General features: G+C 65.1%; 13 protein-coding genes. 5 read left to right on the plus strand and 8 right to left on the minus strand.

What is annotated here, in order from left to right:
• Positions 1–64: 64 nt before the first annotated feature.
• From KQH53_13550 to KQH53_13575, 6 genes are all read right to left on the minus strand, one after another.
• Positions 65–763 carry an ABC transporter ATP-binding protein gene (locus KQH53_13550; protein ID MCB2227698.1) on the minus strand — a complete coding sequence of 233 codons (699 nt, stop codon included), beginning with the start codon at positions 761–763 and terminating at the stop codon, positions 65–67.
• Positions 756–1499 carry an ABC transporter ATP-binding protein gene (locus KQH53_13555; GenBank protein ID MCB2227699.1) on the minus strand — a complete coding sequence of 248 codons (744 nt, stop codon included), beginning with the start codon at positions 1497–1499 and terminating at the stop codon, positions 756–758. The genes KQH53_13550 and KQH53_13555 overlap by 8 nt, the downstream gene beginning before the upstream one ends.
• 2 nt (positions 1500–1501) lie before the next feature.
• On the minus strand, positions 1502–2455 hold the full coding sequence (locus tag KQH53_13560; GenBank protein MCB2227700.1) for a branched-chain amino acid ABC transporter permease: 954 nt from the start codon (positions 2453–2455) through the stop codon (positions 1502–1504).
• A 13-nt stretch (positions 2456–2468) separates the two neighbouring features.
• A complete protein-coding gene (locus tag KQH53_13565) occupies positions 2469–3362 on the minus strand; it encodes a branched-chain amino acid ABC transporter permease (protein MCB2227701.1) in 894 nt (297 codons plus the stop codon).
• Between the two features lie 90 nt (positions 3363–3452).
• Positions 3453–4664: an ABC transporter substrate-binding protein gene (locus KQH53_13570; protein ID MCB2227702.1), complete on the minus strand. Its 1212-nt coding sequence runs from the start codon at positions 4662–4664 to the stop codon at positions 3453–3455.
• Between the two features lie 62 nt (positions 4665–4726).
• Positions 4727–5509, minus strand: coding sequence for an IclR family transcriptional regulator (locus tag KQH53_13575; protein ID MCB2227703.1), 783 nt, complete (start codon positions 5507–5509; stop codon positions 4727–4729).
• 208 nt (positions 5510–5717) lie between these two features.
• Between KQH53_13575 and larA the strand changes: the two genes are divergently transcribed.
• The 3 genes from larA to KQH53_13590 all read left to right on the plus strand — a co-directional run bounded on the left by larA (position 5718) and on the right by KQH53_13590 (position 9459).
• Positions 5718–6992 carry a nickel-dependent lactate racemase gene (gene larA, locus KQH53_13580; GenBank protein ID MCB2227704.1) on the plus strand — a complete coding sequence of 425 codons (1275 nt, stop codon included), beginning with the start codon at positions 5718–5720 and terminating at the stop codon, positions 6990–6992.
• Between the two features lie 196 nt (positions 6993–7188).
• A complete protein-coding gene (locus tag KQH53_13585; protein ID MCB2227705.1) occupies positions 7189–8706 on the plus strand; it encodes a long-chain fatty acid--CoA ligase in 1518 nt (505 codons plus the stop codon).
• Positions 8707–8733: 27 nt separating this feature from the next.
• Positions 8734–9459 (plus strand): TVP38/TMEM64 family protein, encoded by a 726-nt coding sequence (locus tag KQH53_13590; protein MCB2227706.1) that lies wholly within the window; start codon positions 8734–8736, stop codon positions 9457–9459.
• Between the two features lie 34 nt (positions 9460–9493).
• Here the strand turns inward: KQH53_13590 and KQH53_13595 are convergent, their stop codons facing one another.
• The gene (locus KQH53_13595) at positions 9494–9979 is read right to left on the minus strand and encodes a universal stress protein (protein ID MCB2227707.1); all 486 of its coding nucleotides are present in this window, start codon (positions 9977–9979) and stop codon (positions 9494–9496) included.
• A 194-nt stretch (positions 9980–10173) separates the two neighbouring features.
• On the opposite strand from KQH53_13595, the gene KQH53_13600 reads away from it, so the two are divergent.
• Positions 10174–11670 carry a B12-binding domain-containing radical SAM protein gene (locus KQH53_13600; protein MCB2227708.1) on the plus strand — a complete coding sequence of 499 codons (1497 nt, stop codon included), beginning with the start codon at positions 10174–10176 and terminating at the stop codon, positions 11668–11670.
• 322 nt (positions 11671–11992) lie between these two features.
• Here KQH53_13600 and KQH53_13605 read toward each other — a convergent pair whose 3' ends face one another.
• A complete protein-coding gene (locus KQH53_13605) occupies positions 11993–12706 on the minus strand; it encodes a FadR family transcriptional regulator (protein MCB2227709.1) in 714 nt (237 codons plus the stop codon).
• A gap of 556 nt (positions 12707–13262) precedes the next feature.
• Between KQH53_13605 and KQH53_13610 the strand changes: the two genes are divergently transcribed.
• Positions 13263–14345, plus strand: a complete 1083-nt coding sequence (locus KQH53_13610; GenBank protein ID MCB2227710.1) for a TRAP transporter substrate-binding protein — start codon at positions 13263–13265, stop codon at positions 14343–14345.
• The last annotated feature ends 55 nt before the right edge of the window (positions 14346–14400 follow it).

Consider the following 14400-nt stretch of genomic DNA (forward strand, 5'->3'; position numbering starts at 1 on the left):
TACTTCGAGGCCCGAGCCCAGGCCGACAACGCAGGATGCCGCTTCCTGGCGAAGCCGGCCCCGTCTATACCATGAGGTACTTGCGGCGGACTTCCTCGTTGGCCTTCAGTTCTTCGATAGAACCCGAGAAGCGGATCACTCCGTTGTCGATGATGTAGCCCCGATCGGCCAGCCCCAGAGCCACTTCCTGGTTCTGCTCGGCCAAGAGCACGGTGAGCCCGGTGGATTTGAGCGCCGCGATCTGCTCGGCCAGGAGCCTCACCACCAGCGGGGCCAGGCCCTCGGTGGGCTCGTCCAGGAGCAGGAAGTCCGGGTTGACCATCAGGGCGCGGCCTATGGTGAGCATCTGCTGCTCCCCGCCGCTCAGGAACCCGGCCCTGCGGCCGTCGATGGCGGCCAGGGGCGGGAAGAACTCGTATACCCGCTCCTTGGTCCAGGCCTCGTCCCCCGGGCCGGGGCGGGCCACGATCTCCAGGTTTTCGCCCACGGTGAGGTCCGCGAAGACCCGGCGGTCGTCGGGCACGTAGCCCAGGCCCAGACGGGCCCGCAGGTGGGGCTTGACGCCGGCCAGATCCTGGCCCTTGAACACGATGGAGCCCTTCTTGGGCGGGGTCAGGCCCATGATGGAGCGCATGGTGGTGCTCTTGCCCGCGCCGTTGCGCCCCAGGATGCAAACCGCCTCGCCGCGCTCCACCTTGAGGCTTACGTCGAAGAGGATGTGGCTCAGCCCGTAGTAGGTATGGATGCCCTTGACCTCAAGCATCGCCGTGGCCTCCCAGATAGGCGAGCTGCACCTGCTCGTCGCAGCGCACCTCGTCGCAGGTGCCCTGGGCGATGGTGCGCCCCTGCTGCATGACCATGATGCGGTCGGCCAGGCCGAAGACCAGCTCCATGTCGTGCTCGCAGAATAGTATGGTCAGGCCCAGCTCCTTGGTGAGCCGCTGGATCAGGGCCATGGTGGAGCGGGTCTCGTCCGGGCTCATGCCCGCGGTGGGCTCGTCCATGATCAACAGCTCGGGCCGGTTGCCCAGGGCCACGGCCAGCTCCAGCACCTTGCTGTCCCCGTGGGAGAGCGTCCCGGACACGCGATGGGCCTTGTCTTCCAGACCCACGCTTTTGATTATCTCCCAGGTCTCGTCCATGGCCACCCGGGCCGCGGGAGTGAAGAGCTTGAGCACCTTTTTCTGGCGGGCCAGCACGGCCACCTGCACGTTTTGCAATACGGTCATGCGGGAGAAGAGGTTCACCACCTGGTAGCTCAGGCTGATGCCCCGGCTGCACACCCTATGCGGCTTGAGCCCGCCGATATGCTCACCCTTGAACAGGATCAGCCCCTTGTCCGGCTTGAGCTGGCCGGTGATCAGTTTGAACAGGGTGGTCTTGCCCGCGCCGTTGGGGCCGATCACGGCCACCATCTGCCCGGCGGCCACCTCCAGGTTGGCATCGGACACGGCCATGAAATCGCCGAAGGACTTCTTTAGATTCTGCACCGACAGCATGGCTAGCTCTCCTCCCCGCCGGCGCGCTTGCGGCCAAAGAGGGCGGTGAAGTAGCCCAGCACCCCATCGGGCAGGAAGAAGATCAACAGCATGAGGATGATGCCCAGGACTAGGGTCCAATAGTCGGTGTAAATGCCCACCACGGTGCGCAGGATCACGATGATCGCCGCCCCCAGCATGGGCCCCAGGAAGGTGAACCACCCGCCCAGGAGGCACATGATCAAGATCTCCAGGGACAGGGTCCAGAACATCATGTCCGGGAACACGCTGCCTTCCACGGTCACGAACAGCGTGCCCGCCACCCCGCCGAAGAAGCCCGCGATTACCAGGCCGATGAGCTGGTGGCGCATCACGTTGACCCCCACCGCCTCGGCCCGCTCGGGGTTGTCCCGGATGCCCTGGAACACCCGCCCGAAGGGCGAGTTCACGATGAGGTACATCACCGCCAACGAGACCACGGTCACGATCAAAGTGAACCAGTAGGCCCCGTCGATGGAGCCGATGAGGCCCGGCACCGGCACCCCGTGCATGCCGTCGTCGCCGCCGGTGAAGGAGTACCAGCGGAACACGATGGCCCACACCAGGCTGCCCAGGGAAATCTGCAACATGCCGAAGTAGAGCTTGCTCAGGCGCACGCAGATGATGCCCATGACCAGGCTGAGGGCGGCGGCCACCAGGGGGCCCAGCAGATAGCCCCACCAGGGGTTCAGCCCGCCCCGCACCGTCAGGAGGGCGGCGGCATAGGCCCCGGCCCCGTAGAACACCGCGTGGTTGAACTGGTACATGCCGCCGAAGCCCAGCACCATGTTCAGGCTGCTGGCCAGCAGGCCGGTGACCAGGATCAAAGCCACCAAGTAGGTGTAGTAACGGGTGGCCAGGGCCGGCCAAAAGGCCAGCACCACCAGGATCACTCCGGCCAGGATGAGGCCGCGCGGGCTTACAATTTTCTCTCGCACCGCTCGCCTCCCCTCACCAGGTGGATTTCAGCAGGCCCTTGGGCCTGAGCAGGAGCACGATGACCACGGCCACGTAGGGGAAGACGATGGCGAACTGGGGCCACACCAAGATGCCGATGGAGGAGGTGAGCCCGAAGATGAGCGCGCCCAAGAGAGCGCCCCACATGTTGCCCAGGCCGCCGATGATCACGATAAGAAAACACTCCATGACAATGGCGTGGTCCATGCCCTGGGTGATGTTCTGGGTGGGGGCCACCAACGCGCCGCCCAGGCCGGCCAAGAGGCAGCCGATGCAAAAGACGAAGGCAAAGACCCAGCTCACGTTGATGCCCATGGCCGCCACCATCTCCCGGTCCACCGCCGCGGCCCGCGCGATCTTGCCGATCTTGGTCTTGTTGGTGAGGAACCAGAGGCCAAAGGCCACCAGCGGCCCCACCAGGAGCAAGAAGGCGTTGTAGCGCGGGAAGGGCAGATTGCCCAGGGAGAAGGAGCCCTGCAACATGACCGGCGCGGCCAGGGAGCGGTAGTCCGAGCCGTAGGTCAGCTTCACCAAATCGCCCAGCACCAGCATGAGCGAAAAGGTGAACAACAGGAGCATCAGATGCTCCCGTTCGTAGAGGTGGCAGAAGATGCCCCGCTCCACCAACAGGCTCAGGAGCCCCACCGCGATGGGCGCCAGGACCAAGGCCACCCAGAATCCGGCCGAGCCTCCCACGAAGCTGGCCACGCTGTAGGTGAAAAAGGCCCCGATCATGTACAGGGAGCCGTGGGAGATGTTGGGGATTCTGAGCACCCCCAAGATCAGGCTCAGGCCCGAGGACACGATGAACAAGATGGTGGTGCGGCTAAGGCCCACCAGCACCTGCTGTCCCAGGGCGGCCAGGGTTATGTGACTGGCGATTTCCATGCGGCTGCGATGGCCTCCGCGCCAGGGCCCGCCGGGGCGGAGAGGGGCTCCGCCCCGGCGGGTTGGTTCATGCCAATACGGCGGGCGGTCTTACTTGCCGCGGGCCTTCTTGATCTCGTTCACGTCGGGCGCGGCTTCGGCCGGAGTGATGTCGATGATCCCGTCGGCCACCAGGAAGTCGTACTTGTCCGACTTCTTGGTGGTGCCCAAGTACATGGGCAGCAGGGCCTGATGGTCATAGGCCCTAAGCTCCACGGTGCCCACCGGGGTGTTCACCTTCATGCCTTCCACCGCGTCCACGAACTTGTCGCCCTTCATGGTCTTGGCCTTCTGATAGGCCCCGGTGATGAGCTGAGCGGTGATATAGCCGTAGAGCGCCCCCACGGTGGGGATGCGGCCATAGGCGTCCTGGAACTCCTTGGCAAAGGCCTTGTTGGCCGCGCTGTCGGGATAATAGAAGTGGTAGTTGCTGGTGCCCATCACGCCCTCGGGGGCGCCCTTGCCCACCGGGCGCAGGGTGGCCAGCTCGGTGGCGGTGTGCATGTAGAAGGGGACCTTCTTGTTGAAGCCGGTGGCCTGCGCGGCCTTGAGGAAGGGCACGCAGTCGCGGCCGCCGGTGGCCACGATCACCGCGTCGGGCTTAGCGGCCAGGATGGCGGTGATGTAGGGGGTGAAGTCGGGCTCGCCGACCTTCCACCAGCTCTGGCCCAGCAGCTTCACTTCGGGCTTGAGCTTCTTCAGGTTCTGCCACACGCCGTCGGCCACGGCGTGGCCGTACTCATAGTCGTCGCCCGCGATCCAGTACTTGATGTAGGGCTTCTTGGCCAGGCCCGCCGCGGCGGCCTTGCCGATCATGGCCGTGTTCTCGGTGATCTGGAACACGTAGCGGTGGCCCTTGGCCCCGCTGATCTTGGCGCTCTTAGAGAAGGTGGCGAAGAAGGGGATATTCTCCCGCTGGGCCAGGTCGCTGATGGCCAGGGCCAGGCCGGAGTTGATGGTGCCCACCAGGGCCGAGACGCCCTCGCGCATGATCAGCTCCTTGGCGGCGGCCAGGCCCAGGTCCACCTTGAACTTGCTGTCGCGGGTGAGCACCTCGAACTTGTTGCCCCAGACCCCGCCCTTGGCGTTGACTTTCTTGATGTAGAGCTTGAAGGCGTCGCGCACGTCGTTGGTATAGGTGCTGGGCGGTCCGCTGTAGCAGTCCACCATGCCGATCTTGATGGTTTTGGCCATCGCCGCGCCGCCCAGGGCCAGGCCCAGGGCCGCGGTCAGGGCCAGAATCAGCCAAAGCTTGCCTTTCATTTTCTTTCCTCCCCTTATGTGGGAAACGTCTTTCGCTCCAACCATGGCTCCCCGCGCCGCCTTCAGGCCCGGCGGGCGCGCGGATCAAGGTATTGATAATGACCCAAGTATCGCGAAATCTCCCCCGCCGCGTCCATGGCCTTGCGCACCAAGCCGGGCAGCTCGGCCTCGCCCAGGCGCTGGGGCTCGCCGTTTAGGCTGATGGCCCCGCAGACCTGCCCGCCCTCGCCGAACAGGGGCACCCCCAGGCTGTCCAGGTTCAACAGGAACTCCTGGCGGGACAAACAATAGCCCCGCTCGCGGGAAAGCTCCAACTCGGTCCGCAGCTCCTCGGGGTCCACCACGGTGTGGGGGGTGTACTTCACCAGTTCCACCCGTTCCAGATAGCCATCGAGCACCTCGGGCGGCGAGAAGGCCAATATGGCCCGGCCCATGGAGGTGCAAAAGGCCGGGGCCGCCGCGCCGATGTAGGGCGCGGCGTAGGAGCTGCCCAGGGGCATGGTGTCCAGGGTGACCACCAGCACGTCGCGCTCCAAGACCCCCAACCGCCCCACCAGGCCGGTGTCGCGGGCCAAGTAGCCCAGCGGAATGGTGGCCTTCTGGTTCAGCTCCAGGGTGGCCATGTGGATGGAGCCCAGCTCGTGCAAACGCATGCCCAGGCGGTATTGGCGGGTCTTGGGGTCCTGGGCCAAAAAGCCCTCTTCTTGCAGGGTGCGCACCAGGCCGTGCACCGTGCCCACGGGCAGGCCCATCTCCTTGGCCATCTCGCTGACCCCCATCTGGGGGCGGGCATAGGAGAACAGGGACAAAAGACCGGCAGCGCGCTTTATGGACTGATTCGGCATTCAGGAATGCCTTTCGAATATTTCGAATTAATTTGGCTATATTTTTCATATTATAATCGAGGCGCCCATGTCAAGCCCCCTTCTCATAGTTTTGCCAGACTTGACACCCCGCTTCGTCGCCTCTAGGATGGCATTTATTCGGCATATGCGTCTTGGTTTCGACAATGCCGAACTTACCGGCAACCGATGGACCTCTCTGGAGCCGATTTTGCCGCGCATCGCCATACCCATGGGCCGCGACTTCGTGGAACTGGCCCTCACGCCCGAGCAGCAAGAGCGCGTCACCCTCTTGGAGGGCACCGCCCTGCCTCCCCTGCCCGATCCCGTGGGCGCGGTGGCCGCTTCCCTGGCCGCGCCTTTGGGCGGGCCGCCCCTGGCCCAGCTGGCCCGGGGCAAGCGTAGCGCCTGCGTGGTGGTCAGCGACATCACCCGGCCGGTGCCCAACCCGCTCATCCTGCCGCCCCTGTTGGCCGCGCTGGAAAACGCCGGTATGCCGCGAGAAGGCATCACCATACTCATCGCTACGGGCATGCACCGGGCCAACACCGGCCCCGAGCTCATCGAGCTGTTGGGGCCCGAAGTGGCCGGGGCCTATCGCGTGGTAAACCACGACTGCCGCGACGCCGGGGCCCTGGCGGAGATCGGCCGCATCGACGGCAACCCCATCGCCCTCAACCGCCTGTACCTGGAAGCGGAGCTAAAAATCGTCACCGGGCTCATCGAGCCCCATCCCTTTGCCGGTTTCTCGGGCGGGGCCAAGTCCATCCTTCCCGGCGTGGCTAGCCTTGAGAGCATGAAGCACATGCACTCCTACGCCATGGTGGCCGACCCCCGCCTGGCCGGGGGCCGCCTGGAGGACAACCCCTTCCAGGAGCAGGTGCGCCGCATCGGCGCCAAGGCGGGCCTGGACTTCCTGCTCAACGTGGTCATCGACCGTGAGCGCCGCCTCCTGGGCATTTTCGCCGGGGCCTTCCCCGAGGCCCACGACCAAGGCTGCGCCCTGGCCGCCCGCCAGAGCGTGGTGCGGGTGGATCAGCCCTTCGACCTGGTGGTGACCAACGGCGGGGGCCACCCCCTGGACGCCACCCTGTACCAGGCCTCCAAGGGCCTGCTCGCGGCCCGGCCCATAACCCGGCCCGGCGGCGCGGTGCTCTGGCTGGTGGCCGCCAGCGAAGGCCTGGGCAGCCCGGAGTATTGCGCCATGGTCACCCGCTGCGGCGACGCGGCCGGCTTCCGCGCGGCCCACGGCGCGCCGGAGGACTTCGTGGTGGACCAGTGGGGGGCCCAGTGCTACTTCCAATGCCTGGATCACATGGAGCGGGTGTTGTTGCATTCCCCGGGCGTAACCCCGGAACAGGCCGCCGCCTTCGGTCTGGAGCAGGTTCCCGACCTGGGCGCGGCCTGGCAAGAACTGCTGGCCGCCTATCCCCGCGTGGCGGTGATGCCCGAGGGCCCCTATCTTTGCCCGGTGCTTGCCGTCTGAGCCGCGCAATCATCGGCCCTTGCCTTCCCGATAATTCCCTGCTATTTTGGCCCAATTGTAGGCGGCGCCCCCACCGCTCCGCCCGCAAGCCAGGGGGCCTCCGGAAGGACGGCTAGCCCTGTCTTTTTTTCCGGCCCGCTTCAATCCATCAAAATTCAGATAAACAGCAGCCCCGGGTGGGGTGGAGGAGGCTTTCATGGGGGGGATCGGTCATTGGCTGACGCGGCGGGCCGTGCTCAGCGCCGAGCGCATCGCGGTAATCGACGGAGAGCGCCGCATCAGCTACTCGCGGCTCAACCAGCGGGTGAACCAACTGGCCCGGGCCCTGGCCGAGGGCGGCCTCCGGCGGGGCGACCGCCTGAGCATGTTGGCCCTCAACTGCCTGGAGTGGGTGGAGGCGGTGATGGCCACGGCCAAGCTGGGGGTCATCCTGGTGCCGCTCAACTGGCGGCTCACTCCGGCCGAGCTGATCTATCAGCTCAGCGACAGCCAGACCCGCCACCTCATCTTCGCGCCCGGCCTTGAGGACCTGGCCGCCCAGATCACCCCGGCCGCCAAGCTGGAGCGGCTGTGGGTGCTGGGAGGCGAGGACCATGGCGAGGCCGGCTCCTACGAGGCCGCCCTGGCCGCCCAGTCGGCTGAAGAGCCCGAACTGGACTACGCGGTGGACCTCACCTGCCCCCACCTCATTGTCTACACTTCGGGCACCACCGGCCGCCCCAAGGGCGCGGTGCTCTCCCAGGCCAACAGCATGTGGAACGCGCTCAACCTGCACGTGGACCTGGAGTTCACCAGCGCGGACCGCGAGCTGGTGGTGCTGCCCATGTTCCACATCGGAGGCATCGGCCTGTTCACCCTGTCGCTCATCTACGTGGGAGCCTCGGTGGTCACCCAGCGCGACTTCGACCTGGCCCAGATCATGCGCCGCCTGCGCGAGGAAGAGGTCACCCTGTTCTTCGCGGTGCCGGCCATGTATCTGCTGCTGATCCAGTCGCCGGATTTCGACCCCGGCGCTTTTGACAAGGTGCGCATGTGCTTCAGCGGCGGGGCTCCCCTGCCGCCATCGCTCATCGAGCAGTACCATGAGCTAGGCATCACCTTGCAGCAGGGCTACGGCATGAGCGAGGCCTCGCCCTCCACCACGGTGCTCTTGCCCCAATACGCCTGGGCCAAGCGGGGCTCGGTGGGGCGGCCCCACATGCATGTGCGCCTCAAGATCGCTGGCCCCAAGGACCAGGAGCTGCCCGTGGGCTCGGTGGGCCAGGTGTTGCTAAAGGGCCCCAACATCATGCAAGGTTATTGGAACCAGCCCGAGGCCAACCGGGAGGTGTTCGCGGGCGGTTGGTTCCACACCGGCGATTTGGGCCGTTTGGACGAGGACGGCTTTCTGTACATCGTGGACCGCCAGAAGGACATGTACATCAGCGGCGGCGAAAACGTGTACCCGGCCGAGGTGGAGCACGCCATCTTTGAGTTGGAGGATGTGGCCGAGGCGGCGGTGGTGGGGATGCCCGATCCCCGCTGGGGCGAGACGGGCATGGCCTTCGTGGTGCCCCGCCAGGGAGCCGAGCTGACCCAGGAGCGCATCCTGGAGCATCTGCGCACCCGCCTGGCCAAGTTCAAGCTGCCTCGCCAGGTGGTGTTCGTCCAGGCCCTGCCGCGCACCGCCTCGGGCAAGGTGATCAAGAACCGGCTGCGCGAGGGCTCCGCCTAGACGGGCCCCGCGCCCAGGAAGCAGACCATGGCCCCCGTTCAAGCGCCCCCGCCAAAAGACGAGGCCCCGGAACAGCCCCACTGGCGCCGCTGGCTCAAGTGGGGCGCTCTGGCCCTGTTGCTCATGGGCCTGGCCGCGGTGTGGCGCTTCACGCCCCTGGACAGCCTGCTGCAGGAATCCACCCTGGCCGCCTGGGCCGCCAAGCTCAAGGGCACCCATCTGGCCTCCCTGGCGGTGATGGCGGTGTACATGGCCGCGGGCGCGGCCATGGTGCCGGTGGCCATACTCACCGGGGCCTGCGGGCTCATCTTCGGCCCTTGGTGGGGCGCGGCCTACGCCCTCCTGGGCTGCATGGCCAGCTCGCTGATGCTCTACGCGGTGGGCCGGGCGGCGGGCCGCCACAAGGTGGGCCGGTGGTCCGGCGGCAGGCTGGGCCGTCTGACCCAACGCCTGGCCGACCACAGCCTGAGCACCATCATCCTGGCCCGCATCCTGCCGGTGGCCCCCTTCACGGTGGTCAACCTGGCGGCCGGGGCCACCAGGGTCGCTCTCTGGCCCTATGTGCTGGGCACCTTTCTGGGCGTGTTGCCCAACACCCTGGCCATCACCGTGTTCGCCGACCGGCTGCACCGCCTCTGGCGCGAGCCCCATTGGCAGGACGCACTGGTGGGCCTGGCGGTGCTGGCCGCCCTGGCCTTGCTCACCTGGGCCCTGCGCCGCTACACCCGCCGCCGCAAGGCGGCCCCGGCCTAGCCGGGGCCTTTATTTTCCGGGATAAAGCACCCGCCTACTCGGACAGGCGGCAGTGGTCCGGCCCCCTTATGATGAGCACCGGGCAAGGGCTGTGGCGTTGCACTTTCTCGGCCACCGAGCCGAAGAGCACCCCGGCCACGTCGCTGCGGCCCTTGCTGCCCACCACCAACAGATCGGCCTTTTCGTCCTTCACCGCCTTGATCACCTGCTCCCAGGGCAGCCCCTCGCGGAACACCAGGCGGGTGGGCACACCCTGAGTCTGGGACAGGAATTTCTTCTCAATGGATTCGCGGCGGCTGTCCTGCGCCTCGGCAATGGCCTTTTCGCGGTCAATGCCCAGCCCCGCTCCGCCGTAGCGTTCCACGGTATCCAGATAGCGGGTGTTGATCACATTGACCAACACCAACTCGGCCCCCATCCCCTTGGCCAGGACCAGGGCGTGCTCAAAAGTGTCCTTGGAGTACTTGGAAAGGTCGATAGCGGCCATGATCTTTTTGTACTGTACTTGGCAATCATCCATCTTCGTTACCTCTTTGGTGGTGCCGCGTAGGAAGTGTCGTTTATACCTTGATGATATATAGCCTTTTCAGGAGCCGTCAACTTTAAAGCCCCTTGATGGCTCGGGCCGTCTACAATGGTACATTAAATCCAGGTTCGCCCGCCGCCCCCGGGCAGCCGCCTACCCCACTCGCGCCCAGGAGCAGAACAGGTCTCATGTCAGGCAAGCCCCAAATCGCTCTGATCAACCCCGGTCTGGAATACGCCTCCAACCGCGGCCTCTCCTACACCCCCACCGGCCTGGCCATCCTGGCCGCCGTGCTTCAGAAGCAGGGCTTCGAGGTGGCCTGGCTGGATATGCAACTGGCCGAGCCACAGGAGCTGGCGCCCCTGGTGCGCTCCTTTTTGCGCGATTACCGGCCGGTCATGGTGGGCGTGGGCGGCACCAGCAACACCCGCTTCGAGAGCTTTGCCATCGCCCAGGCGGCCAAGGCCGAGCACCCCGAGACCCTGGTGGTCTTCGGGGGCAGCCACGCCACCTTCACCGACCTGGACACCCTGGAGCACGTCCCGGCCATCGACTGCGTGGTGCGCGGCGAGGGCGAGGATACCTTGAGCGAGCTGGCCGACCAGGTGGCCGGCGGCGGCCGCGACTTCGGCCCCATCAAGGGCCTCACCTGGCGCAACGGGGCGGGCATCGCGGTGAACCCCGGCCGCGAGCGCATCAAGGAACTCTCCCGCCTGCCCTGGCCGGACTATGACCTGATTCAGGGCCACCGCTACATCAGCCCCATGCAGATCAGCGAGGAGCCTGGGCTCTCCACCCTGTCTTCGCGGGGCTGCCCCTATGGCTGCGCCTTCTGCTCCTCCACCGCCATGTGGGGCAGCAGCTACACCGCCCGCGAGTCGGCCGACGTGGTGGACGAGATCCTCATGCTCAAAGAGCGCTACGGCATCAAGGGCATCAAGTTCTACGACTCGATCCTATCGCTCAACCGCAAGCGCCTGGTGGAGCTGTGCACCCAGCTCATCGACCGGGGCGCCCAGGTGCATTGGGAGTGCGACGTGCGGGCAGACACCGTGGACCCCGAGCTGCTGGACGTCATGCGGGAGTCGGGCTGCTACATGATCTCCATGGGCCTGGAGTCGGCCGACGAGAACGTGCGCCAGTGCATCGGCAAGAAGCTCCGGGTGGAGCAGCTGGAGCAGGCAGCAGCCTGGGCCAAGGAGCGCGGCATCTTCGTCAAGGCCTTCCTGATGGTCGGCAACCCCGGCGAAACCCTGGCCTCGGCCCACAAGACGGTGGAGTTCATCGACAGCCACGTGGGAGTCATCGACCGCATGCCCCTGGGCCCGGCCAAGATCTACCCCGGCACCCTCCTGGAAAAGATCGCCATGGACAAGGGCTACCTTCCGGCGGACTGGTCCTGGTCGGAGTATTACAAGGTGGAGGCCCACGCCAACGTGTGGGGCGAGCTCTACACCCCCTTGTTCCTGCAACCCGGCTTCGGCTTCGAGGAGATCAACAAGGCGATGTACCACTACTTCGAGGTGCATCAGCGCCACTTCCCGGACCTGCCCCAGGCCCTGCCCAACCTCAGCCCGGGCAGCCTGCTCAAGCGCCTGAAACGGGTGCGCTCGGCCGGCGAGGCCGCCGAGCTGGTAGTCAAGGGCATAAAAGCCCTGCGCCAGAAGCTCAACCGCAGCCTGTAGCGGCGGTGAGGCGCGGCGAAAGCGCATAGGGTAGAAAAGATTAAGAGGTTGGGGGAAAAGGGGGGATGCGGCGGATTGCTCTACTGGGGCGCACCTGTTCGGCCGTTCAATTACCCAGCCCGAGGGGAGCCATCCCCGGCATAACAAGGTTTTTTCTGGCCGCGCATATCCCCCTGTCGGCCATAGCCGTCACGCTCCCGTGGCGGGTGGACCAAACCGCACACCCCTCCACGGCCTAGCGCCGCCCCGGCGGCCTTCCCCTTCCAAACTTCTTTTTTATATGATGCCGCCCCGGCGCGGGGCTTCGGATCTTGCTAGCGCCTCAGGCTTCCTTGAGGTTCTCGAAGTAGTCGATCACGAAGTTGATGTGCGAGCGCATGTAGTCAAAGGCCGCGTGGGTGTCGTGGGCCTTGATGGCCGCCAGCACCCTCTCGTGCTGGAGATGCACCAGGTCAACGTTGACCAGGTCCTGGTAAAGGATCTGCAAGTTCTCGCGGATGCCCGCGGCCATGTAGTCATAGAAGTGCTTCATGAGCTGCACTTGCAGGCGGTTCTTGGTGGCGTAGGCGATGCGCATGTGGAAGTAAACGTCTTCCGAGCTGCCCAGGCCGCCCTTTTTTATCTGGGCGTTCATCTCGGCCAGGCTGCGCTCCAAGAGGACGATGTCCTCCTCGTTGGCCCGACGGGCGGCCAGCACCGCGCTGTTGCACTCCAGACCCAGGCGCACCTCCAAGAGCTCGGTAAGGCTCAGGGATTGGCCCTCGATCATCAGGCCCAATGGGTTGCGTTCCAGGCCCTCGTGATGGTTGGCCACGAAGGTCCCCTGCCCCTGGCGCTGCTCCACCAGGCCTAGGCTTACCAAACGGCTCACCGCGTTGCGCACCGTGGGCCGGCTCACCCCCATCTGCAGGGCCAGCTCCCGCTCCGGCGGCAGCTGATCCAGGGGCTTCAGCTGGCCCCGGAAGATCATGTCCCGCAGCTGCTCGAAAACCTGATCCGAGATTTTTTTGGGTTGCACCGGCTTGAAGCGGCTCATCATGGCTCCCGGCGTTAGGGGCTACGCCTAAATTGGTAATACCTTACACCACCTTATTCGCGCAGTAAATCTTATTCAGCTCCGGCTAGCCCTAGCCGGCCCGCCCAGGCCGTTTCGCCCCGTGACTCCACTCCCAGGCCCGGCCCAGGCTGTGCATTTTCTCGCATAATGAGATGCGCACCCGTCAAACAGGGCCAATGGTATGTTACATTGTCCTTAATACCTCCTTACCTTACCTTTCGATCATACTGATTATTTCCAGCTATCCAACATATTAGGCCGTTGGGCTAAAATTTTTCGGTTGACAGACGCGGGGGTTTTTACGTATCCCTAAATTGGTCTTACCAATTGACCGTAAGTAACCGGAAGGCTGCTTGCCCTGCCTGCTCGGCCCTTGGCAGGCCCTCCGAAGACTCTGGCCCAGGCCGAAACCGATGCGCCGCATTGAGGCGTTTCGTCCATATAAACCCGCCGCGCCTTGTGCGGCGGCTCCCTGCGGGAGCCTCCGGCCGGGCGGGCAAGTGACCTGAAAGCCAATGTACGAAGGGAGGAAGGCATGCGCAAAGCAGCCAAACTTTTGACCCTGGTGATGGCCCTCAGCCTGCTGATGGCCGCGCCCGCCCTGGTCTCGGCCAAGGAAAAACCCGTTCTGCTCAAAGTCCCGGTCACCTTCTCCACCGAGCTGCCCGGCTTGGGCTCCACCATCAAGTGGGTCTCCGAGCGCATCGGCACCCTGAGCGGCGGGGCCATCAAGATGAAGGTCTACGAGCCCAAGAAGCTGGTGGCGCCTTTCGAGATTCTCGAGTCCGTGTCCAAGGGCAAGGTCAACGCCGGCTACTCCATGAGCGCCTACTGGGCCGGCAAGATCAACGCCGCTCCCATCTTCTCGGCCATCCCCTTCGGCCCCGACGCCAGCGAGTACCTCGCCTGGATGTACTACGGCAACGGCCTGAAGTTCTGGCAGGAGATGTATGACAAGAACGGCTACAACGTCCACGTCCTGCTCTGTGGGGTCATCGCCCCGGAGACCTCCGGCTGGTTCAACAAGGAGATCAACACCCCCGAGGACCTGAAGGGCCTGCGCATGCGCTTCTTCGGCTTCGGCGGCAAGGTCATGCAGAAGATGGGCGTGTCCACCAGCCTGCTGCCCGGCGGCGAAATCTTCCCGGCCCTGGAGAAGAAGGCCCTGGACGCCACCGAGTTCTCCATGCCCGCCATCGACAAGCGCCTGGGTTTCTACAAGGTCGTCAAATACAACTACTACCCCGGTTGGCATCAGCAGGCCTCCCTGTTCGAGCTCTTGATCAACAAGGACACCTGGAACTCCCTGAGCAAGCATCAAAAGATGTGCCTGGAGATCATCACCCGCGCGGCCACCGCCGACTCCCTGGCTTTCGTGGAGTCCCTGCAGGCCCCGGTCATCAAGGAAAACGTGACCAAGCGCGGCGTTATCAACAAGTACTGGTCCCCCGAGATGCTGGCCGCCTACAAGAAGGCCTGGCTCGAGGTGGTCGAGGAAGAAAAGAAGAAGGACCCCTTCTTCGCCAAGGTGTGGGACGACCTGAGCAAGTTCCGCGAGGAGTATGAGTACTGGTCCTCGGTGGCTTTCCTGCCCCGGCCCGCGCCCAAGCTCAAGTAAACCCGGCCCCAAGGGGCTTTCCCCTCCTGGCGGGGCGGCGGCCTGCGCCGCCGCC

It is taken from the genome of Desulfarculaceae bacterium, from assembly GCA_020444545.1.
Taxonomy (GTDB): Bacteria; Desulfobacterota; Desulfarculia; order Desulfarculales; family Desulfarculaceae; genus Desulfoferula.

Coding starts and splice junctions, on each gene's coding strand:
- KQH53_13595 (MCB2227707.1), bottom strand. CDS start 9,979: ATGGATGATTGCCAAGTACAGTACAAAAAGATCATGGCCGCTATCGAC.
- KQH53_13550 (MCB2227698.1), bottom strand. CDS start 763: ATGCTTGAGGTCAAGGGCATCCATACCTACTACGGGCTGAGCCACATC.
- KQH53_13570 (MCB2227702.1), bottom strand. CDS start 4,664: ATGAAAGGCAAGCTTTGGCTGATTCTGGCCCTGACCGCGGCCCTGGGC.
- KQH53_13565 (MCB2227701.1), bottom strand. CDS start 3,362: ATGGAAATCGCCAGTCACATAACCCTGGCCGCCCTGGGACAGCAGGTG.
- KQH53_13590 (MCB2227706.1), top strand. CDS start 8,734: ATGGCCCCCGTTCAAGCGCCCCCGCCAAAAGACGAGGCCCCGGAACAG.
- KQH53_13605 (MCB2227709.1), bottom strand. CDS start 12,706: ATGAGCCGCTTCAAGCCGGTGCAACCCAAAAAAATCTCGGATCAGGTT.
- KQH53_13610 (MCB2227710.1), top strand. CDS start 13,263: ATGCGCAAAGCAGCCAAACTTTTGACCCTGGTGATGGCCCTCAGCCTG.
- KQH53_13585 (MCB2227705.1), top strand. CDS start 7,189: ATGGGGGGGATCGGTCATTGGCTGACGCGGCGGGCCGTGCTCAGCGCC.
- KQH53_13600 (MCB2227708.1), top strand. CDS start 10,174: ATGTCAGGCAAGCCCCAAATCGCTCTGATCAACCCCGGTCTGGAATAC.
- KQH53_13575 (MCB2227703.1), bottom strand. CDS start 5,509: ATGCCGAATCAGTCCATAAAGCGCGCTGCCGGTCTTTTGTCCCTGTTC.
- KQH53_13555 (MCB2227699.1), bottom strand. CDS start 1,499: ATGCTGTCGGTGCAGAATCTAAAGAAGTCCTTCGGCGATTTCATGGCC.